At 63.8% G+C, this 19,667-nt stretch carries 19 protein-coding genes, 1 tRNA gene and 1 other RNA gene; 10 read left to right on the forward strand and 11 right to left on the reverse strand.

Annotated features, from left to right (window positions below):
• Positions 1–38: 38 nt before the first annotated feature.
• The 8 genes from QMK31_RS00765 to aceE form a co-directional block, all read right to left on the reverse strand.
• A complete protein-coding gene (locus QMK31_RS00765) occupies positions 39–809 on the reverse strand; it encodes an AAA family ATPase (RefSeq protein ID WP_283499061.1) in 771 nt (256 codons plus the stop codon).
• Positions 806–2,344 (reverse strand): integrase catalytic domain-containing protein, encoded by a 1,539-nt coding sequence (locus QMK31_RS00770; protein ID WP_283499786.1) that lies wholly within the window; start codon positions 2,342–2,344, stop codon positions 806–808. The genes QMK31_RS00765 and QMK31_RS00770 overlap by 4 nt, the downstream gene beginning before the upstream one ends.
• A 291-nt stretch (positions 2,345–2,635) precedes the next feature.
• Positions 2,636–3,871 carry a beta-ketoacyl-[acyl-carrier-protein] synthase family protein gene (locus QMK31_RS00775; RefSeq protein WP_283499062.1) on the reverse strand — a complete coding sequence of 412 codons (1,236 nt, stop codon included), beginning with the start codon at positions 3,869–3,871 and terminating at the stop codon, positions 2,636–2,638.
• A gap of 103 nt (positions 3,872–3,974) precedes the next feature.
• Complete coding sequence (locus QMK31_RS00780) at positions 3,975–4,223, reverse strand: acyl carrier protein (protein WP_092108059.1); 249 nt, start codon at positions 4,221–4,223, stop codon at positions 3,975–3,977.
• 58 nt (positions 4,224–4,281) lie between these two features.
• Entirely contained in the window at positions 4,282–5,286 is a 1,005-nt protein-coding gene (locus QMK31_RS00785; protein ID WP_283499063.1) for a beta-ketoacyl-ACP synthase III, read from the reverse strand.
• 17 nt (positions 5,287–5,303) lie between these two features.
• Positions 5,304–6,224: an ACP S-malonyltransferase gene (locus QMK31_RS00790; protein WP_283499064.1), complete on the reverse strand. Its 921-nt coding sequence runs from the start codon at positions 6,222–6,224 to the stop codon at positions 5,304–5,306.
• A 106-nt stretch (positions 6,225–6,330) separates the two neighbouring features.
• On the reverse strand, positions 6,331–7,533 hold the full coding sequence (locus QMK31_RS00795; protein ID WP_283499065.1) for a PucR family transcriptional regulator: 1,203 nt from the start codon (positions 7,531–7,533) through the stop codon (positions 6,331–6,333).
• Between the two features lie 6 nt (positions 7,534–7,539).
• Positions 7,540–10,266 (reverse strand): pyruvate dehydrogenase (acetyl-transferring), homodimeric type, encoded by a 2,727-nt coding sequence (aceE, locus tag QMK31_RS00800; protein WP_283499066.1) that lies wholly within the window; start codon positions 10,264–10,266, stop codon positions 7,540–7,542.
• A gap of 261 nt (positions 10,267–10,527) precedes the next feature.
• On the opposite strand from aceE, the gene QMK31_RS00805 reads away from it, so the two are divergent.
• From QMK31_RS00805 to rnpB, 8 genes are all read left to right on the forward strand, one after another.
• Positions 10,528–10,998: a peroxiredoxin gene (locus QMK31_RS00805; protein WP_283499067.1), complete on the forward strand. Its 471-nt coding sequence runs from the start codon at positions 10,528–10,530 to the stop codon at positions 10,996–10,998.
• A 71-nt stretch (positions 10,999–11,069) separates the two neighbouring features.
• Positions 11,070–11,142: transfer RNA gene (locus tag QMK31_RS00810), tRNA-Val, on the forward strand.
• A gap of 256 nt (positions 11,143–11,398) precedes the next feature.
• Positions 11,399–12,010, forward strand: a complete 612-nt coding sequence (locus tag QMK31_RS00815) for a GAF and ANTAR domain-containing protein (RefSeq protein ID WP_283499068.1) — start codon at positions 11,399–11,401, stop codon at positions 12,008–12,010.
• Between the two features lie 9 nt (positions 12,011–12,019).
• Entirely contained in the window at positions 12,020–12,733 is a 714-nt protein-coding gene (locus QMK31_RS00820) for a GAF and ANTAR domain-containing protein (protein WP_283499069.1), read from the forward strand.
• 149 nt (positions 12,734–12,882) lie between these two features.
• Entirely contained in the window at positions 12,883–13,218 is a 336-nt protein-coding gene (locus QMK31_RS00825) for a hypothetical protein (protein WP_283499070.1), read from the forward strand.
• Between the two features lie 82 nt (positions 13,219–13,300).
• On the forward strand, positions 13,301–14,119 hold the full coding sequence (locus tag QMK31_RS00830) for a Nif3-like dinuclear metal center hexameric protein (protein ID WP_283499071.1): 819 nt from the start codon (positions 13,301–13,303) through the stop codon (positions 14,117–14,119).
• Between the two features lie 60 nt (positions 14,120–14,179).
• Positions 14,180–14,917 (forward strand): zinc ribbon domain-containing protein, encoded by a 738-nt coding sequence (locus QMK31_RS00835; RefSeq protein WP_283499072.1) that lies wholly within the window; start codon positions 14,180–14,182, stop codon positions 14,915–14,917.
• A 48-nt stretch (positions 14,918–14,965) separates the two neighbouring features.
• An RNA gene (rnpB, locus tag QMK31_RS00840) (RNase P RNA component class A) lies at positions 14,966–15,360 on the forward strand.
• A 64-nt stretch (positions 15,361–15,424) separates the two neighbouring features.
• On the opposite strand, the gene ppgK is transcribed toward rnpB, so the two are convergent.
• Entirely contained in the window at positions 15,425–16,183 is a 759-nt protein-coding gene (ppgK, locus tag QMK31_RS00845; protein ID WP_283499073.1) for a polyphosphate--glucose phosphotransferase, read from the reverse strand.
• A gap of 51 nt (positions 16,184–16,234) precedes the next feature.
• Positions 16,235–17,098 carry a type I methionyl aminopeptidase gene (map, locus tag QMK31_RS00850; RefSeq protein WP_283499074.1) on the reverse strand — a complete coding sequence of 288 codons (864 nt, stop codon included), beginning with the start codon at positions 17,096–17,098 and terminating at the stop codon, positions 16,235–16,237.
• A gap of 12 nt (positions 17,099–17,110) precedes the next feature.
• Here map and QMK31_RS00855 point away from each other — a divergent pair, with 12 nt between their 5' ends.
• Positions 17,111–17,299 (forward strand): SPOR domain-containing protein, encoded by a 189-nt coding sequence (locus tag QMK31_RS00855; RefSeq protein ID WP_283499075.1) that lies wholly within the window; start codon positions 17,111–17,113, stop codon positions 17,297–17,299.
• Positions 17,300–17,320: 21 nt separating this feature from the next.
• Here QMK31_RS00855 and panB read toward each other — a convergent pair whose 3' ends face one another.
• A complete protein-coding gene (gene panB, locus QMK31_RS00860) occupies positions 17,321–18,205 on the reverse strand; it encodes a 3-methyl-2-oxobutanoate hydroxymethyltransferase (protein WP_283499076.1) in 885 nt (294 codons plus the stop codon).
• 115 nt (positions 18,206–18,320) lie between these two features.
• Here panB and QMK31_RS00865 point away from each other — a divergent pair, with 115 nt between their 5' ends.
• Positions 18,321–19,658, forward strand: coding sequence for a glutamine synthetase family protein (locus tag QMK31_RS00865; protein ID WP_134516085.1), 1,338 nt, complete (start codon positions 18,321–18,323; stop codon positions 19,656–19,658).
• Positions 19,659–19,667 lie beyond the last annotated feature (9 nt).

A 19,667-nucleotide genomic window follows, 5' to 3' on the forward strand; every position in this document is an offset into this window, starting at 1 on the left:
CCCGAACCGGCGCCGGTGTATCCGGGCGGGTGGCATGCTCACCCACCGCTGCCGCCCAGTCGGCTGAAGACCCATTGCAGGACCTCCCGGTCGGGACGCTCACGTTCGAGGCGGTCCAGCGCGGTCACCAGGTGGGCGGTGATCTTCGACCAGGCCCGGAAGTTGCCGTGTCCGGCGTGGACGTCGGTGTAGACGATGTCCTCCGGGTCGGCGTCGGCCCAGACCCGGTGGTAGGCCGGGATCACGGCCACGACCTGCTCGCGGGTCAGGCGCCGAAACTCCTGCCAGACGTAGACGCGGCTGGAGAGCATCGGTTCTCGGCGCAACACCTGGTAGCAGTCGCCGCCACCGACAAAGACGATCGCGATGTCGGTGCGCCGGTCGTCCCACAGGTGCCGCCACAGCTCAAAGCACTCCCGTGAGAGCCACTGAGCTTCATCGCACACCAACACGCGGAACCGTTCAGACAAGACGTCTTTGAGGAGGGCATCGAACTCGATCGGGCGTGATGGTGGGGTTCCGCTGACCCCGAGGGCCTCGAACAGGACGTGGCGGATGTCGCGTGGGGTGGGCCGAGCCCGGAACTGCACCCGGCACACGTCGGCTGGCGCCAGTGCCCGCAGTGACGTGTTGACCGACAGCGTCTTCCCCAACCCGGCGTCACCGTGCACACACATCATCGCTTTGGCTGCCATGACGTCGACCAGGTTGTCCTGCAGCATCAGCAGGGCCTCGGTCGCCACCACATTCGCCCCTGCCAAGCCGAGATAGTGATCGTCTCGCTCGTCGATGTCCGCCGACGCAATCACCGGCCTTGGCCCCCGCCGATGTCTTCACCCAAGGCACGGGTGGTCTTCTCGCGCGGGGAACGGGGCAAGACCCAGCCCGGCGCTGGCGGACGTAACGGCACCAACAGGGGCCGGGCTGCAGCCTGCAGCTGCTGATCATCGGCGTCGGACAGCTCGGCCGTCGCCTGCGCGACGGTGACTGCGCTGATCGGTTGCGGGGGCGCCGCGGTGGTCGCCGCGGCATACCGGATCCGGCGGGCTTTCTCCGCCGCGCGCAGGTCTGCCTGCAATTGCCGGCGGCGAGCCTCGCGGGAGCGGCGCAGCTCACCAATCTGCTCACTGCTGGCCATATCAGCGAGCGTCGCGGCACCCAGGTGCTCCCCGGTGCTGGCGTCGAACACCTCGACCTCGTGCTCGTGCTCGTGGTGGGGCATATGTCGCAGCCGCACCTGGCGGCTGACCTGCCCGGTCATCCACGCGGCGACGTACTGGCGCGCCCGCCACGAGACACCCTTCGTGGTGATCTTTCGGGTGCGCCCATCGTCCTCCAGGGTGAGCAGCCGCAGGTCGCCGGCCGGCACCGTGTTCAGCGGAGTTGGGTCATCCAGCCACGCCTGCAGCGGTGTCATGCCTTCCAGAACAGGCATCTGGTGCTCGGTGTTCCACCACCGCACCCAGCCCAGCAACTCGGCGACGAACGCCTCGAATGTCAACGCCGGCGCATCCGGATCGATCGATCTGCCATTGGCTAACTTCTGTGCGCCGGTATAGCGGGGCAGGCCCGCGAAAAACATCTGCACGGACGCCCCATTCACCGTCTCCACCGTGCCTTTCAAGTGCGGTGTATACGCAGGCAGAGGCACGACCCTCACGGCGAAACCTGCCAGGACGCTGCGCACAGTGTCGGAGAGGAAATCCTTCCCCCGGTCTATCCGCACTCTTTCGGGTAGCCCACCTGGCGGCCCGTACGGCACCTCGAGGGTGATCGCTGCGCGCAACGCCGCCAAGATACTCTCCCTGGACGGCGCCCCCGGTGTGATGGCCGTGCCGCACACCGCGTTCGTGCCAACGTCGACGAACCATGTCACCCATGGTTTGACCAGCCGGCCCTCGACGTCGACCTCAACGGGAGCCTCAACGTGATCGGACTCCCACGTCTCATTGCGGTGCATTCGCGGACGTTGCAGGAATACGTCATGCGCACGCCGGGCACGTTCACCGTGGCGCAAGCCCGCCCTATCTCCCCGCAGGATGTCCCGTTCCACGGCCCGCTGCAGGGTCTGCCGGCTCACCGCCGCAGTCCCCGCGCTCGTGGCCGCCTCAACGAGCTCGCGGTGCACAGCGCAGATGTTGCCACGCCAGAACGCGAGCCGTTCACGCAGCAGATCCGTGACCATGAAATGGTCGCGTGTTGCCTGGTTGAGGTCATCGCTGCTTCGGGCCCGCTCGATCCACCGCCACACGGTCCGCTGCGACACGGCCAGCCCCTCCGCCGCCAGCAGCACGTCCTCCGTCGTCAGCCGGCCTTCACCATCCAAGGCCATCAGCCGCCGCACCGCCGCCTCACGCGGAAACCGATCCCGCGCCCCCGAGTCCTGTCCGCCCATCATCGACTCCTTCTGCCGACCACCAGATCACCACGGTGATCAACGATCACTACTGGGACGAGCGCGCAGCCTACTGACATCGAGATGAGCAGATTAGTGACATCAGGATGAGCAGATTCCGCCGATTACTGACATCGAGATGGGCATTCTCACCGGAAAACTCCGCCCCCTGCACAGGCCCGGAAACTCTTAGCGTGGTATTTATTCCGTTTCGTGAGCTGACCCCTCTTAGAGCGGGGATCAGACTGAGCGGAATGCCACGACGGCGTTGTGGCCGCCGAACCCGAAAGAGTTGCTGAGGGCAAGCAGGTCGCCGGCCGGAAGCGCACGGGGCGTGGTGACCACGTCGAGCGGGATTTCCGGATCCTGCGAGGTGAGGTTGATCGTCGGCGGCGCGGTGCGCTCAGCGAGAGCTTTCACCGTGAAGAACGCTTCGAGGGCGCCGGCGCCACCGAGCAAGTGGCCGGTCGACGCTTTCGTCGCCGACACCGGAATACCGTCGAGCAGGTCTCCGAAGACGCGCTTGAGGGCGTTGTATTCGGCGATGTCGCCGACCGGGGTGCTCGTGGCGTGCACGTTGATGTGGGACACATCCTTAAGGGTTCCGCCGGCGTTCTCAACGGTCGAGACCATCGCGCGGGCGGCGGCAGATCCTTCAGGGTCCGGCGCGGTCACGTGGTAGGCATCGCTGTTGACGACGCCGCCGAGCAGCTCAGCGTAGATGTGGGCCCCACGAGCCTTGGCGTGCTCTTCCGTTTCAATGACGAGGGCGGCGGCGCCCTCACCAAGAACAAAACCGTCCCGGGTCACGTCGTACGGTCGGCTCGCGGTGGCCGGGTCGTCGTTGCGCGTCGACAGTGCGTGCATCGCCGCGAAGGAAGCGATCGGCAGCGGATGAATCGCGGCCTCTGACCCGCCGGCGATGACGACGTCGGCCAGTCCGGCCTGCAGGCGGTTGTAAGCATTGATGAGTGCTTCGGTGCTCGACGCGCACGCGGAGACCACGGTGGTGATGCCTGCACGCGCGTGCAGGTCCATTCCGATGGCCGCTCCCGGGCCGTTCGGCATGAGCATCGGCACGGTCATCGGCAGCACGCGGCGCGGGCCGCGTTCGCGCAGGGTGTCCCACGCGTCCAGCAGGGTCCACACTCCGCCGATTCCGGTCGCCCAGTCAACGGCGAGGCGCTCTGGCTCGACCGCGGGTGAGCCGGCATCGGCCCAGGCTTCACGCCCGGCGATCAGGGCGAACTGGCTGGACGGGTCGAGTCGCTTGACCTCAAATCGTTGCAACACATCAACGGTTTTGACGCGGGCCTGTGCGGCGAAAGTTACGGGGATCGCCGTTTCAGCGACCCAGGCTTGCTCGAGGGTCGTGGCGCCCGATTCGCCGGCCAGGAGGGCCGTCCAGGTGTCGACCGCCGTACCACCCAGTGGCGTAGTGGCACCGATACCGGTGATAACGATTTTCTTGGTCATAAGTCAACTCTCCATGGGACGACAAACGTGTGGGCCGGTGCGTTCGGCACCAGCCCAATGAACAGGTCGGCCGATTTCCGGCCGACCTGGTTCAGGCCTGGGCCTAGTCCTGTGCCTTCACGATGAACTCGACGGCATCGCCGACGGTCTTGAGGTTCTTGACCTCTTCGTCGGGGATCTTCACGTCGAACTTCTCTTCTGCGTTGACGACAATCGTCATCATCGAGATGGAGTCGATGTCCAAGTCGTCGGTGAACGACTTGCCCAGCTCAACCGTGTCGGTTGCGATTCCGGTCTCGTCGTTGATGAGCTCGGCCAGGCCGGTCAGAACTTCTTCGGTGGACAATGCCATGTTATTTCTCCTTGAGGGTGTCTCGGTTGACCGAGACCTAGTTTAGGGGGTGGGTAGGTTAGGGCAGCACAACGACCTGCGCGCCGAACACGAGTCCGGCGCCAAAGCCGATCTGCAGGGCGAGTCCGCCGCTGAGCTCGGGGTGTTCCGCGAGCAGGCGGTGGGTGGCAAGCGGAATAGAGGCCGACGAGGTGTTGCCGGTGGTGGCAACGTCGCGGGCGATGACAACGGATTCGGGCAGCTTGAGCTGTTTGGCGAACTCATCGATGATGCGCATGTTGGCCTGGTGCGGAATGAACGCGGCGAGGTCGGAGCTTTCGATGCCCGCGACTTCGAGGGCTTTCTTGGCCACCTTGGCCATGTCCCAGACAGCCCAGCGGAAGACGGCGGGACCTTCCTGGCGGAGGGTAGGCCAGGCGGTCTCTCCACGACGATATTCCTGCAGCGTGTGGTCCATCTGGATCGTTTCGGCTTTGGACCCGTCGGAGCCCCAGACCGTGGTGGAGATGCCGGGGTAGTCGCTCGGGCCGATGACGACGGCGCCGGCACCGTCGCCGAGCAGAAACGAGATGCTGCGGTCGGCGGGGTCGACGAGTTCGGAGAGCTTCTCGGCGCCGATCACGAGCGCATAATGCGCGGCACCGGTGCGAATCAGGGCATCCGCCTGGGCGATGGCGTAGGCGTATCCGGCGCAGGCCGCGTTGATGTCGTAGGCAGCGGCCGGGTTGGTGCCGACGCGGTCGGCCACAACGGCAGCGATGGACGGGGTTTGACGGCCATTGCTGATGGTGGCGACGATCACGGCGTCGATCAGGGCGGGTTCGATGCCGCTCTTGTCGATGGCTTCGCGTGCGGCATCCGTTGCGAGGTCGACGGCGCCGACGTCCTGGCCGGAGCGGGCACGCGTGATGATTCCGGTGCGTTGCTGAATCCACTCGTCCGACGAATCGATCGCCTCGATGAGGTCAGCGTTGGGGACGAGGTTTTCACCGCGGGCAGCACCCACGGACAGGATGCGGGTGTACTGCGGTCCGTGGGACTGCTGAAGTGTGGGCTTTGGCATTGTCTCTCTCATCGAATTCAGGACTGCTGGTCGATCATGGCCCAGGCGGCGGGCAGGTCGTCCGGGGTCTTGATGGCGACGCTGGGGACGCCTTTGAGGCCTCGTTTCGCGAGGCCGACGAGGGCGCCAGCGGGCGCGACCTCGATGATTCCAGTGACTCCCGCCGTGGCGAAAGCCTCCATGCACCTGTCCCACCGTACCGGCGACGACACCTGACCGACGAGCAGGTCCACAAAACGGATGCCGTCGCTCACCTGGCTGCCGTCGCGGTTAGTCCAGATGGGAAGGGTCGGATCGGTGGGGCGCAGCGAGCCGGCGACCACGGTCATCCGTTCGACGGCCGGCTGCATGTACCGGGTGTGGAAGGCACCGGCGACTTGCAACGGAATCACCCGGGCCCGGGGCGGGGGAGTCGCGGCCAGTACGGAGAGGGCGTCGAGGGCTCCGGCGACAACGATTTGACCACTGCCGTTAAAATTGGCCGGTTCCAGTGCGAGCTCGTCAATTCGGGCCAGGAGCTCGGTCTCGTCGGCGCCGATCACGGCGCTCATTCCGGTGGGCACGAGGGCGGCGGCAGCCTGCATGGCAAGACCGCGCTCGCGCACGAATCGCACCGCGTCGGCGGTGTTCAATATGCCAGCCCCGGCAGCGGCGGTCAACTCACCCACCGAATGCCCGGCGATCCCGGCGATGCGGTCACGGCGTTCCGGCGTGAGCAGCGCTTCGAGGGTGAGGATGCCGGCCGCCACGATGAGGGGCTGGGCGATCGCCGTGTCGCGAATGGTATCGGCGTCACTGATCGTGCCGTGGGTGACCAGGTCCAGGTCGAGGTCGGTGGAGATCTGCCGCAGGCCGGCGCTGAAGGCGGGCAGGGCCAGCCAGGGTTCGAGGAATCCGGGAGTTTGGGAGCCCTGGCCAGGGCAGACGACAACGATCACTTAGTTAGTCTTCCAATCTGATGGCGCGAATGAATGTGCAGATCGCACTAAGTATCCAAGAAAGCTTTGTCGGTAGTCGCACATCGACGGCGTTTCGCGAGCCAAATCAGCGACGGCGAGATGAACCGTCGTGATCGCTGATCGAGCCGATGATCAACGCGGACTGCAGGATGAGTGCCTCGCGCGCTCCGGTGGCATCATAGCCGATGACCTCAGAGACGCGTTTGAGGCGATAGCGCACGGTGTTGGGATGGACGAACAGTTCGCGCGCGGTCGCCTCGAGCGAGCGGCCGTTGTCGAGGTAGCACCACAGCGTGGTGAGCAGCTCGGTGGAGTGCGCCTGCAGCGGCCGATAAATACGATGGATGAGCGTGGCCCGGGCGAGCGGATCACCGGCCAGGGCCCGTTCAGGGAGCAGGTCGTCGGCCTGAACCGGCCGGGGCGCATTCCGCCACGACCGGGCAACGGCGAAACCTGCCAGCGCGGCCTTGGCACTCTTCGACGCGTCTACGAGGTTGGGCACTTCATGACCGAGAACCAGATGCCCTGGGCCGAAGATCGGCTCAAGCTGCATGGCAATCTCCATGAAGGTCAACGCCGCAGCCGTGCCCACATCTTCGCTGTCTTCCGGCGCCGGGCGGGCTCGACCGATCACGAGTACAAGGCGGTTACCCTGCACGCCGATGAGTACGTCGGCGGCCATGTGGCGGGCGGCACGGCGCAACTGGTCGACGTCGAGCATCTGCGGCGTTGTGCCGACCAGCACGCAGACTTCACCGTGCCCGTGCCAACCGAGGGCGGCGATCCGACTGGGCAACTCGTCGTCATATTCCCCACTGAGAATGGAGTCGACGACGAGAGCTTCCAACCGCGCGTCCCAGAGACCGCGCGCCTCGGCGGCGCGAGCGTAGACATCCGCTGCACCGAAGGCGATCTCACGCGAGTAGAGCAGAATCGCTTCACGCAGGGCTTCACCGCCGTCTTTGACGCGCTCCTCGACGACCTCAACGGTCACACGAATAAGCTGCAGCGTCTGCTGCAGGCTCACTGAGCGCAGCAGCTCGCGCGGGGCGGCGCCGAAGACGTCCGCGGCGATCCACGGGGTTGACCGCGGATCGTCGAACCACGAGATGAAGCTCGTGATTCCGGCCTGTGCCACCAGGCCCACGGCGGACCGCCGTCCTGGTGGCATATCGCCATACCAGGACAGCGTGTCTTCGAGTCGTTTGAGCGTCTGGGTCGACAACTCACCGGAGATGGTGCGCAGCCAGTTGAGAGTCTGCTCTTTAGTCTTGGGCGCCGGTGCCACGGTTTCTTAGCTCTCGCCCCCGGCAGAGCCGGTGGTGCCCGCGCTCACGTCGTGCAGGCGATATTTGGCGATCGCCTGCCCTGCCAGGCTGCGGTCCACCTCGCCGCGGCGGGCGAGCAGCTCGAGGGTGCGCACGACCATGGACGGACCATCGATCTTGAAGAACCGACGCGCGGCCGGACGGGTGTCCGAGAAGCCGAAGCTGTCGGCGCCGAGCGTTGCGAACTCGCTCGGAACGAACTGCCGAATCTGGTCGGGCACGGCGTGCATAAAGTCTGATACGGCCACGAACGGGCCGGCGGCTCCTTCGAGCTTCGCAGTGACGTATGGGATGCGCGGCTCGTCGTCGGGGTTGAGGAAGTTGTGTTCCTCAGCGGCCAGGCCGTCGCGGCGCAGTTCGGTCCATGAGGTGACCGACCAGACGTCCGCCGCGACGCCCCAGTCATCGGCGAGCAACTGCTGGGCCTCCAGTGCCCACGGCACCGCAACCCCGGAGGCGAGCAACTGCGCCTTCGGACCGCTCACTGTGGACGCACTTATCCGGTGAATACCGCGCAGGATGCCGTCCACGTCAACTTCGGCGGGCTCAACCGGCTGCACGGCCGGCTCGTTGTATACCGTGATGTAGTACATGACGTTCGGGTCGGTGTGGGCGCCGCCATACATGCGCTCGAGGCCGGCGCGCACGATGTGGCCGATCTCGTAGCCGTAGGCGGGGTCGTAGGAGACCACGGCCGGGTTGGTCGACGCCAGCAACGGCGAGTGCCCGTCGGCGTGCTGCAGACCTTCTCCGGTCAACGTCGTGCGACCGGCCGTGGCGCCAATGATGAACCCGCGGGCCATCATGTCGCCGGCTGCCCAGAGGGCGTCGCCCGTGCGCTGGAATCCGAACATGGAGTAGAAGACGTACACCGGAATGAGCGGTTCACCCTGGGTGGCATACGAGGTGCCGACGTTGGTGAATGCTGCGGCAGCGCCGGCCTCATTGATGCCAACGTGCAGGATCTGACCCTGAGGGCTCTCCTTGTATGAGAGCAGCTGGGCGTGGTCAACGGACGTGTAGTGCTGGCCGTTGGGGTTGTAAATCTTGGCGGTGGGGAAGAACGCGTCGATACCGAAGGTTCGTGCCTCGTCGGGGATGATCGGAACTATGCGGTTTCCAAAGTCTTTGGCCCGCACGAGCTCCTTGAGGAGCCGCACGAAAGACATCGTTGTAGCGATTTCCTGCGTTCCGGATCCCTTCCTGGCCACCTTGTACGTCTCGTCGCCTGGCAGGTTGAGCTTGGCGTGTGTGGTGCGACGCTCGGGCAGGTAGCCGCCGAGCGCACGGCGGCGCTCGTGCATGTACTCAATGGCTTCGTCTTTGTCGCCGGGGGTGTAGTACGGCGGCAGATACGGGTTTTCCTCGAGCTGGGCATCCGTGATCGGAACGTGCATGCTGTCTCGGAAGGACTTGAGGTTGTCGAGAGTCATCTTTTTCATCTGGTGGGTCGCGTTGCGGCCCTCGAAGCTCGGACCGAGGCCGTACCCCTTGATCGTCTTCGCCAGAATGACGGTGGGCTGCCCCTGGTGCTCGGACGCGGCCTTGAAGGCCGCGTATACCTTGCGGTAGTCGTGGCCGCCGCGCTTGAGGTTCCAGACCTCATCGTCGCTGAGGTGTTCGACGAGCTTGAGCGCCCGAGGGTCGCGACCGAAGAAGTTTTCGCGCACGTAGGCGCCGCTCTCGGCTTTATAGGTCTGATAGTCGCCGTCGGGAGTGACATTCATCAGGTTGATCAGGGCGCCGTCGACGTCGTTCTTGAGCAGGTTGTCCCACTCGCGGCCCCAGACCACCTTGATGACGTTCCAGCCGGCACCGCGGAAGAAGCTTTCCAGCTCCTGGATGATCTTGCCGTTACCGCGCACCGGGCCGTCGAGGCGCTGCAGGTTGCAGTTGATCACGAAGTTGAGGTTGTCGAGGCCCTCGTTGGCGGCCACCTGCAACTGGCCGCGGCTTTCCACCTCGTCCATCTCGCCGTCGCCGAGGAACGCCCACACCTGCTGGTCGCTGGCATCCTTGATGCCCCGGTTGGTCAGATAGCGGTTCAGCTGCGCTTGGTAGATGGCGTTGATCGGGCCGAGTCCCATGGAGACCGTGGGGAACTGCCAAAACTCCGGCATCAACCGCGGGTGCGGGTACGACGAGATGCCGTCGGGGGCGTGCGACTTCTCCTGGCGGAATCCGTCGAGCTGATTCTCGGTCAACCGGCCCTCAAGGAAGGCACGCGCGTAGGTGCCGGGGGAGGCGTGGCCCTGGATGAAGATCTGGTCTCCGCCGCCTGGGTGGTCCTGGCCGCGGAAGAAGTGGTTGAAACCGACCTCGTATAGGGCAGCGGATGATGCATAGGTCGCGATGTGCCCGCCGACGGCGATCCCGGGTCGCTGGGCACGGTGCACCAGAACGGCAGCGTTCCAGCGGATCCAGGCGCGGTAACGACGCTCGATATCTTCGTCGCCCGGAAAATCAGGTTCGTTCTCCGTGGCAATGGTGTTGATGTAATCCGTCGTGGGAACCATGGGAACGCCCAGATGCAGCTCTTTCGAACGCTTCAACAGGCTGAGCATGATCTCGCGTCCGCGTTCGTGGCCGTGTTCGGCGACGAGCGAATCGAGGGATTGCGACCACTCCGCCGTTTCCTCCGGATCGGAGTCGGCGTTGTTCGTCGAGTACGGGTCCTGGTCGTTGACCGTCACAGTCGACCTCTCCTTGGGGTTTGTGCAGCGATGATGCTCCGTGGTGACAGTTGCGACGCCACGGGGGCACGTGCCATAAAAGAGCAGGTTGGATTGCAACCAGCGGCACCACGTAAGCCTACAGATTTCGCCCGTTGTCCGCGCACGGGGGTGCCGACGACCCGAAATACCGACCAGTACTGTGACTGCGCGCACATTGCCGGGCTAGAGTGTGTCACCGGCCAATCCGTGCGCTGACGGCGCACCAGGAAAGGAGCATTCATGGCTCTCGAAAACGACACCCAGGCACCCGATTTCAAACTCATCAACCAATTCGGCCAAAGCGTTCAGCTCAGCCAGTACCGGGGCACGAAGTCGGTGGCGCTCGTCTTCTTTCCCCTGGCATTCTCGGGGATCTGCAGCGGCGAGCTGTGTGAGTTGCGCGACAACCTCGCACTGTTCGAGGACGGCGGCGTGGAGCTGATTGGCATTTCGGTCGATTCCCGACATGCCCTGCGTGCCTTCGGCGAGCAGGAAAAATACACCTTCGACCTGGTCGCTGATTTTTGGCCCCACGGAGCCGTCGCAAAGGAATATGGCGTCTTCCTCGAAGAAAAGGGATTCGCGAATCGGGCGACCTTCCTCATCGACCGAAGCGGCATCATCCGTGCCAGTTTCATCACCGCTCCCGGCGAAGCTCGCTCGATTGACTCCTACCGCGCGGCACTCGGGCAGCTCGCACCGGTTCTCTGATCGAGGTGGGTCGTCAATCGCGCGTCGACTCTGACCTATACTAAACAGACCCGCGACTGCTGTCGTCGTCGGGGCCTTTAGCTCAGTTGGTAGAGCGCCACGTTTACACCGTGGATGTCATCGGTTCGAGCCCGGTAGGGCCCACAAACATCATTCGTGACTACCTTCGGGCAGGCAACGAGTTTTCTGGTGTGCGGGCAGGGTGAAACGATCGGCGTTTCTCTCCCCGTGACGTGATCGTGAGGTCGTATGACGGAACGATGCGGTCATCAGCACCGGCACGAACACGGTCGATTCGTCTTGGTCGGCGATGACTGATCGCCGTGGGTTCGGCGCCGCCGTCGACGACCTGACCGCGTCCTGCGAACGCCGCACGAGCATGTGCGAGCCGTTCGTTCGCGTGCTGCCAATCGACGCCGCCAGTGTCTGCACACTGGGCGCCCCGTTCGGATCAGAGACCATTTGCGCCAGCACGTCCCTGGCCGCCACCTTTGATGAGCTTCAGTTCGACCTCGGTGAAGGGCCATGCTGGGACGCCATGACGACCCGGCGTCCCGTACTGATCGATGATCTCCGTTCGGTGCGGCATGCACCCTGGCCAGCGCTTCAGAAAGCAGCACGGCACATCGACGTGCGGGCCGTCTACGCGTTCCCACTGACCATGGGGTCACTCGACATCGGTGCGATAGCGCTCTTCTCCCAAAGCTCGCAAACACTGACTACCGGCCAAATCGTCGACGCCGAAACGCTCGCCCAGATCGCCGCAGGACAGGTTTTGCGCCGATCGCTCGCGTCTCGAACATTGAAGACGAATCTGGAAGATAATGAAGGATATTCAAGACGCATCGTGCACCAGGCGACCGGAATGGTTCTGGCCCAGCTAAATCTTTCCGCGGCCGATGCGCTCCTGATTATTCACGGCCACGCGTTTTCTCACGGACGAACGGTTCGGGAAGTCGCCGCGGATGTAGTGACACGACGACTGGATTTTTCGTCGATGCTTGAGTCTTAGGATGGAATTATGGTGACAAAAACCCGGGAAGGTCAACTCGTCGAGACCTTCGTTACCCTGGCCGATACTCTCGTCGCCGACTACGATGTCGTCGATCTGCTGCACACTCTGGTGGAGAAATGTGCCGCCCTGCTGGAGGCTTCGGCGGCGGGCATTATCCTGTCGGCGGGCGACGGGGAATTAGAAGTTGTGGCTTCGACCAATGAACGCAGCCGCCTCGTCGAGATCCTTCAGCTTCGCGCTGGAAGCGGCCCCTGCGTGGAGAGTTTTACAACGGGCCTGGCGGTGGCCATTCCCGACATTGAAGTTACCGGTGACAAATGGCCGAAGTTTCGGGCTGGTGCTCTCGCCCAGGGCTTCGCGTCCATGCATGCAGTCCCGCTGAGACTGCGCGCCACGACGATCGGCTCCCTCAATCTGTTCTGGGATCGCACCGGCGGCCTGAGCACGGGGGACACCAACACGGTGCAGGCCTTGGCCGACGTCGCGACCATCGGAATCCTGCAGGAACGCGCCATCCGCGAGAGTGACATTGTTCGCCAGCAGCTCCAGCACGCGCTCAGCAGCCGGGTACTGATCGAGCAGGCCAAGGGCGTGGTTGCCTATACCCACGGCGTGCACATGGGCGATGCCTTCGACAAAATTCGTGAATATGCCAGAAACAATGGACTTCCGCTGGCCGAAGTCGCCGAACGCATCGTGAATCGCGCGCTCACCCTCTAACACGTCGTGTTCAGCCCGCTCGTAGACCGGGAGGATCACATGCGAGATAGCCGAGATTCCATCGTCTTAGGGTGGACCGGGCCTATACTGACTATTGCAACCCCGGACCCTGGTAGCACGTGAATATTCCGAGCTATCGAGGGGCGATCATGAAACGCATATTTCACCCGGGCGGTTCAGTAATAACCGGCAGCGACCTCGCTGATGCGGTGTTGCTCTATGCCGAGGCACTTAGCAACCGACGCCAAGTGGACGTCGTGGACATTCCGGTGATGGGCGACGATGGGCATCTGCTACGCGCCCAGTTTTTGATCGGATCAGCGAGCCAGCTGGTCAGCGTGACGAGCGAGAGTTTGACAGCGGAACTGGTCGAACCGGAGACGACAGATTTTTTGCACCGCAAGGCCCAGACGGGGGCGATGATTCCCGCCGCGTGGACTCGTGAGGAGTCGGCTGCCGCGCAGTTCGACGATTTCGACTACTGACCCAATTTTCGGCGGGCACGGCGCATCGGGTTGCGTCGTGTCCGGCGAAGCTCCACCCTCGGTCTCCCGGTAAGCTGAACGAGTGTCATTCTCGGTCGCCGACGTTACCCGCATCGCCCACACCCTGTGGCCCCTCGACGGAGCGCAGGACTGGGATGCCCCTGGCCTGGTCAGCGGTGATCCGTCACGACCCGTGCGCAGCATCCACTTGGCTGTCGATGCCGTCGCCGCCACCGTCGATGAGGCTATCGCCACCAAATCCGACCTTCTCCTGACACATCATCCGCTCTTGCTTCGCGGTGTCACGAGTATCGCCGAAGACCGCTACAAGGGTGCACTGCTCAGTCGGCTGATCCGCGCCGACTGTGCTTTGCTGTCAGCCCACACGAATGCTGACGTCGTCGCCGACGGAGTTTCCGATGTCATCGCCACCCGGCTCGGGCTGGTCGATACGACCCCCATTTCGGACAACGCGCTGCACGGCACGGGTATCGGCCGGGTCGGTCGACTCCCGCGCCCGACGACCCTCGGACACCTGTCGCACGTTCTGCTGGCACTGCTGCCGGCCACGGCCTCGGGGGTTCGGGTCGCTGGTGAATATTCCACCCCGATCACCACCGTCGCGCTCTGTGGCGGCGCTGGGGATTCGCTGTTACGACAGCCCAAGGTTCTGGCAGCGGATGTCTACATCACCTCCGACCTGCGCCACCACCCGGCCTCTGAGGCCCGCGAGCAGGCGCTCTGTGCCGGTGGCCCCGCTCTCATGGACGTATCGCACTGGGCGAGTGAATGGCTCTGGCTGGAACCGGCGGCCGCGCAACTGCGTAAAGCCCTGCCGGGCATGCTCGTCACGGTCAGTGAGCTGAACTCCGATCCGTGGTCTTTCGCCGTTGTGCACTAATCTCCGAGTCACCCCATTTTTCCGCACCACATCTCATCTTTAGCGTTAGGTCAGGACATCGTGAAGGCATCACCACTCGAGCAGAAGGAACTTCTGCGGCTTCAGGCCCTGGACATCAAGGTTCTTCAGCTCAGCCACCAGTCAAAGTCACTTGTGCAACACAGCGAGCTCGCAGCGCTCAATCATGAGGCTGAAGCCAGCCGCATGAAACTGCTCGGTCGATCGGGCGAACTCGACGACGTGCGCACCGAACTAGGACGCATTGAGAGCGACGTTGAGGTCGTGGAGAAGCGCATCGCACGCGACACCGACCGCCTGCAGCACACCTCATCAATCAAGGACATCCAGGCCCTGGACTCAGAAATCGCCTCGCTCAAGAAGCGTCTCTTCGACCTGGAAGAGATCGAAATCGCCGTCCTGGAGCGTCAGGAAGAGCACGAGGCCGCCGTTGCCGTGGTGCAGCAGGAACGCGACGCCATCGCGGAGCGCGTGAGCGCTACCGAGTCAGCGCGCGATGAGGTGCTCGTTGACCTCACCCGCCAACTCGGTGAACTGACCAGGGACCGTGCCACGGTGGCCGCCATCATCCCCGATGACCTCGCGGCACTGTACGAGCGCCTCCGGATCACCGGTCACGGCAACGCGGCGGCGCTGCTTCGGGCCCGAACCTGCAGCGGATGCACGATGACACTGACTGGAAGCGACCTCGCCGATGCCCGCCAGGCGCCGGCCGATGAGGTCATCTTCTGCCCCGACTGTGGCGCCGTGCTGGTGCGCACCGACGAGTCCGGAATCTGACCAGGGTTCAACGCCCCGCCGCACGCCCTGTAGGCTTGATCTTCGGAATGGGTCGGCAAGACGGTCGCGTCAGTCGTGTGGTCTTCGGATCATACGACTGCCGAGGAACGTCCGGGCTCCACAGAGCAGGATGGTGGGTAACACCCACCCGGGGTAACCCGCGAGACAGTGCCACAGAAAGTAGACCGCCACCAGCGCCCGGCCTTCGGGTTGAGCCTGGTGGTAAGGGTGAAACGGTGGTGTAAGAGACCACCAGAGGCCAGGGTGACCTGGTCGGCTCGGTAAACCTCGTCCGGAGCAAGGTCAGACAGAAAGCGTTGAGGCTGCTCGCCGAGCTTTCGGGTAGGCCGCTAGAGGGCTGCGGTAACGTAGTCACGAGATAGATGGCCGTCGACGGTGTGTAAACACCCGAACAGAACCCGGCGTACTAGCCGGCCCATTCCACCCCTCATGCTCGGCAGGTCATGGTGTTACACCGGACACTCGCGGGGCGTTCCCCGCACGCCGCTAGCTGGAAAACCTTGCAGCCAACGCTGCCGCGCCAAGGATTCCGGCGTTATTGCGGTGCACAGCGGGAATGATGCGCGTCTTCAGGTTGAGCAGGGGTAGAAAGCTTTCGTGGTGTTTGGAGACCCCGCCGCCGACGATGAACAGGTCGGGGGAGAAGAGCAGCTCCAGAGTCGAGTAATACTTCTGCAGCCGGGCAGCCCACTTGTCCCAGCTGAGATTCTCACGTTCCTTCGCCGAGTAGGCCGCGCGGGTCTCGTAGTCGTGGCCGTCGATCTGCAGGTGGCCCAGTTCCGTGTTGGGCACGAGCACACCGTCGTTGAGCAGCGCCGAACCGATGCCGGTGCCGAGTGTGGTCAGCAGGACGACGCCGCCGACGCCCTGGGCAGCACCGAATTGGGATTCGGCGTAACCGGCAGCATCCGCGTCGTTGACGAAGTGGATCGGAAGTCCGAGTCCCTTTTCGAACAACGCCTCGGCGGCAAGTCCGATCCACTTCGACGACACGTTCGCTGCCGACATGGTGTGCCCGCTCTTCACGACGGCCGGAAAGCAGACGCCGACTGGCAGGCCGTCGACGTCTTTCGAGACGGTGGCGAGCAGGGTGCGGGTGGCCTCGATAATGTCCTGCGGTCGACCGCCCTTCGGCGTGGGCAGCTTTACCCGGTCGGAGAGGAGAGCGCCGGTCGTGAGGTCGACCACCGCCCCTTTGATTCCGGTACCACCGATGTCGATACCGATTGCCGTCGTTGCAGTCATGTGCCTATTCTCTCTCTGTGATGCCGAAGCCGAGCCGTTCGAAGGAGCCCGTCAGGGGAGGGTCAGGATCTCGGCGCCGCGCTCGGTCACGACGAGGGTGTGCTCGAACTGTGCGGTGATACTGCGGTCGCGGGTGAGCACCGTCCAGTCATCGCTCCAAATATCCCAGTCGCTGGTACCGAGTGTCAGCATCGGCTCGATGGTGAAAACCATTCCGACCTCCATGACCGTGTCGTACTGCGGCGCGTCGTAGTGCGGGATGATGAGTCCGGAGTGGAACGCCTCGCCGACGCCGTGGCCGGTGTAGTCGCGGATGACGCCGTAATTAAAGCGTTTGGCGTAGGACTCTATGGTGCGTCCGATCACGTTGACCTGGCGCCCGGGGGCGACGGCCTTGATGCCCCGGGCGAGGGCCTCCTTGGTTCGATCGACCAGCAAGGTCACCTCCGCGCTGGCTTCGCCGACGATGAACGTGACGTTGGTGTCGCCGTGCACACCGTTTTTGAAGGCGGTGATGTCGATGTTGACGATGTCGCCGTTCTCAAGCACCGTGGTGTCGGGGATTCCGTGACAGATGACCTCGTTCACCGAACTGCACAGCGATTTGGGGTAGCCGCGGTACCCCAGGGTCGAGGGGTAGGCGTCGTTGGCCACCAAAAAGTCGTGACCGACCTGGTCGAGTTCTTCGGTCGTGACGCCGGGAACAATGGCCCGGCCGACGGCGGCAATGGCTCCGGCAGCGATGCGGCCGGACTCACGAATGAGCGCGATCTTCTCGGCCGAATAGACGTCAGAGCCGGTGAAAGGGCTCGGCGCCTTCTTGCCCACGTACTCGGGACGAACGATGTGGGAGGGAACGGAACGGGTCGATGACACCGTTCCCGGGATGAGGTGACCGATTGAATCCTTAGGCATAGGATCAAGCTTATGGCCGAGGACAAAGAACACGCATTCTGGTACAACATGCGCACCGGTGAAGTGGAGCACGGCTTACAGTCGGCATCACTGGATCGGGTGGGGCCGTTCGCCACGCGCGATGAGGCAGCCCATGCCTTGGAGAAGCTGCGCGCGAACAGCGCCAAATGGGCTGAAGACGACGCCCGCGATGCCCGCTGAGCCGAGCGCAATCTGCGGGTTCTACTCGTAGCTGTGCTCGGTAGCCGGGTACGCGCCCGAGGCGACGTCCGCGGTGAAACGCTGCACAGCATCCGTCAGCACCGCCCGCACATCGGCATATTGGCGCACGAACTTGGGCACCCGGCCACTGGTCATGCCCGCAAAATCGGTCCACACGAGCAACTGGCCGTCAACGGAAGGACCGGCCCCGACACCGATGGTGGGGATCGACAGCCGTTCCGTCACGCGAGCTGCGACGGACGCCGGCACCATCTCCAGAACGACGGCGAAGGCCCCGGCGTCTTGCACGGCGAGAGCATCCGCGAGCAGTTCTTCGGCGGCGTCCCCCCGGCCCTGAATAATATGGCCACCCAGGCCGTGTTCGCTTTGGGGGGTGAATCCCACGTGACCCATCACGGGGATGCCAGCCGAGACGATGCGTCGGATCTGCTTATGGCTGCGCCGACCGCCCTCGAGCTTCACCGCGTGGGCCTGGGCCTCCTTCATGAACCGCACGGCTGTAGCCAGGGCCTGGTCGGGACCGCTCTCGTACGAGCCGAAGGGCATGTCGGCAACGACGAACGCGCGGATGACCGCACGCGCAACGGCACGGGTAAGTGGGATGAGTTCGTCGACGGTGACCGGGAGGGTCGTCTCATACCCGAACACGTTGTTGCCGGCAGAGTCGCCGACCAGGAGAAAGTCGATCCCAGCCTCGTCGAAGATTTGAGCGGTGAGCATGTCATAGCTGGTCAGGCCCGTAATGGGGATGCCCTGCGACTTAGCGTTTTGAAAGTGTCGGGTCCGCACCCGTTTGGGCCCGGCCTCCGCGCGATAGGGATGCTGCACGGCGACTTCCGAGGGAGATTCCGTCGGCTCGGGCTCGGGTGCTGTCAACTCTGGCATGCGACAAGTGTAGTCAGGCAGGCAATCGTGCCGGGAGCCAGTAGCCTAGACACTAGCTATGTAAGAAAGTGGCTATTTGAAAACGTACCTGTTGGAGCAATCAGAAAGAACGTGAATGGACAAGCAGCGCGACTTCGTTCTTCGGACCATCGAGGAACGGGGAATCAAGTTCGTTCGACTCTGGTTCACCGATGTCGTCGGCACCCTGAAATCCGTTGCCATTGCACCGGCCGAGGTTGAAGGCGCCTTCAACGAAGGCCTCGGTTTTGACGGTTCGGCCATCGAGGGCCTCACACGTTCCTTCGAAGCGGATGTGCTGGCCCACCCGGATCCCACCACCTTTCAGATTCTGCCCTGGCGCGGTGAAGTCGATCCGACCGCCCGCATGTTCTGCGACATCACGACCCCCGACGGCCAGCCGGCCGTGGCCGACCCGCGCAACGTGCTCAAGCGCACGCTGGCGAAGGCCGCCGATCGTGGCTTCACTTTTTACACCCACCCCGAGGTGGAGTTCTACCTGCTGAAGTCGTCGAAGTACGGCAAGAACGGACCGATTCCGGTCGATTCGGCCGGCTACTTCGACAACGTTCCCGGCGGAACCGCCCACGACTTTCGTCGCCGCTCCGTGCGCATGCTCGAAGACCTTGGAATTTCCGTGGAATTCAGTCACCACGAGGCCGGTCCTGGCCAGAATGAAATCGACCTGCGCTACGCCGACGCGCTGACCACCGCCGACAACATCATGACCTTCCGAACCGTGGTCAAAGAAGTGGCGATCGAACAGGGCGTCTACGCGACGTTCATGCCCAAGCCCATGTCCGAGCATCCGGGATCCGGCATGCACACCCACATGTCGCTATTCGAGGGCGACGCAAACGCCTTCTACGAGGCTGGCGCCAAATACCAGCTCTCCAAGATCGGCCGCCAGTTCATCGCCGGTCTGCTCAAGCACGCCCCGGAGATCACCGCGGTTACCAACCAGTTCGTCAACTCGTACAAGAGGCTGTGGGGCGGCGACGAGGCCCCGAGCTTCGTCTGCTGGGGTCACAACAACCGGTCGGCGCTGGTGCGCGTTCCGCTTTACAAGCCCAACAAGGGCCAGAGCGCCCGGGTGGAGTACCGCGCCATTGATTCGGCGGCCAACCCCTACCTCGCGTACTCGCTCATGCTTGCCGCCGGCCTGAAGGGCATCGACGAGGGCTACGAGCTGCCGCCAGAGGCTGAAGACAACGTGTGGAGCCTCAGCGATACCGAACGTCGTGCGCTCGGCTACACGCAGCTGCCGGCCAGCCTCGACCATGCCATCCAGTTCATGGAGGAGTCGGAGCTCGTCGCCGAAACCCTTGGCGAACAGGTCTTCAACTACGTTCTGCTGAACAAGCGGCAGGAGTGGCGCGATTATCGGTCGCAGGTTACCCCGTTCGAACTGCAGAAAAACCTGGAGATGCTCTAACTCCGCACC

The organism is Cryobacterium sp. PH31-O1 (assembly GCF_030063455.1).
Taxonomy (GTDB): Bacteria; Actinomycetota; Actinomycetes; order Actinomycetales; family Microbacteriaceae; genus Cryobacterium.

Excerpts from the sequence above, each read along its gene's own strand:
- QMK31_RS00820 (WP_283499069.1), top strand. The coding sequence starts at position 12,020 with ATGGTGACAAAAACCCGGGAAGGTCAACTCGTCGAGACCTTCGTTACC.
- QMK31_RS00855 (WP_283499075.1), top strand. The coding sequence starts at position 17,111 with ATGGCCGAGGACAAAGAACACGCATTCTGGTACAACATGCGCACCGGT.
- ppgK (WP_283499073.1), bottom strand. The coding sequence starts at position 16,183 with ATGACTGCAACGACGGCAATCGGTATCGACATCGGTGGTACCGGAATC.
- QMK31_RS00805 (WP_283499067.1), top strand. The coding sequence starts at position 10,528 with ATGGCTCTCGAAAACGACACCCAGGCACCCGATTTCAAACTCATCAAC.
- QMK31_RS00775 (WP_283499062.1), bottom strand. The coding sequence starts at position 3,871 with ATGACCAAGAAAATCGTTATCACCGGTATCGGTGCCACTACGCCACTG.
- QMK31_RS00865 (WP_134516085.1), top strand. The coding sequence starts at position 18,321 with ATGGACAAGCAGCGCGACTTCGTTCTTCGGACCATCGAGGAACGGGGA.
- QMK31_RS00785 (WP_283499063.1), bottom strand. The coding sequence starts at position 5,286 with ATGCCAAAGCCCACACTTCAGCAGTCCCACGGACCGCAGTACACCCGC.
- QMK31_RS00825 (WP_283499070.1), top strand. The coding sequence starts at position 12,883 with ATGAAACGCATATTTCACCCGGGCGGTTCAGTAATAACCGGCAGCGAC.
- QMK31_RS00780 (WP_092108059.1), bottom strand. The coding sequence starts at position 4,223 with ATGGCATTGTCCACCGAAGAAGTTCTGACCGGCCTGGCCGAGCTCATC.
- map (WP_283499074.1), bottom strand. The coding sequence starts at position 17,098 with ATGCCTAAGGATTCAATCGGTCACCTCATCCCGGGAACGGTGTCATCG.
- panB (WP_283499076.1), bottom strand. The coding sequence starts at position 18,205 with ATGCCAGAGTTGACAGCACCCGAGCCCGAGCCGACGGAATCTCCCTCG.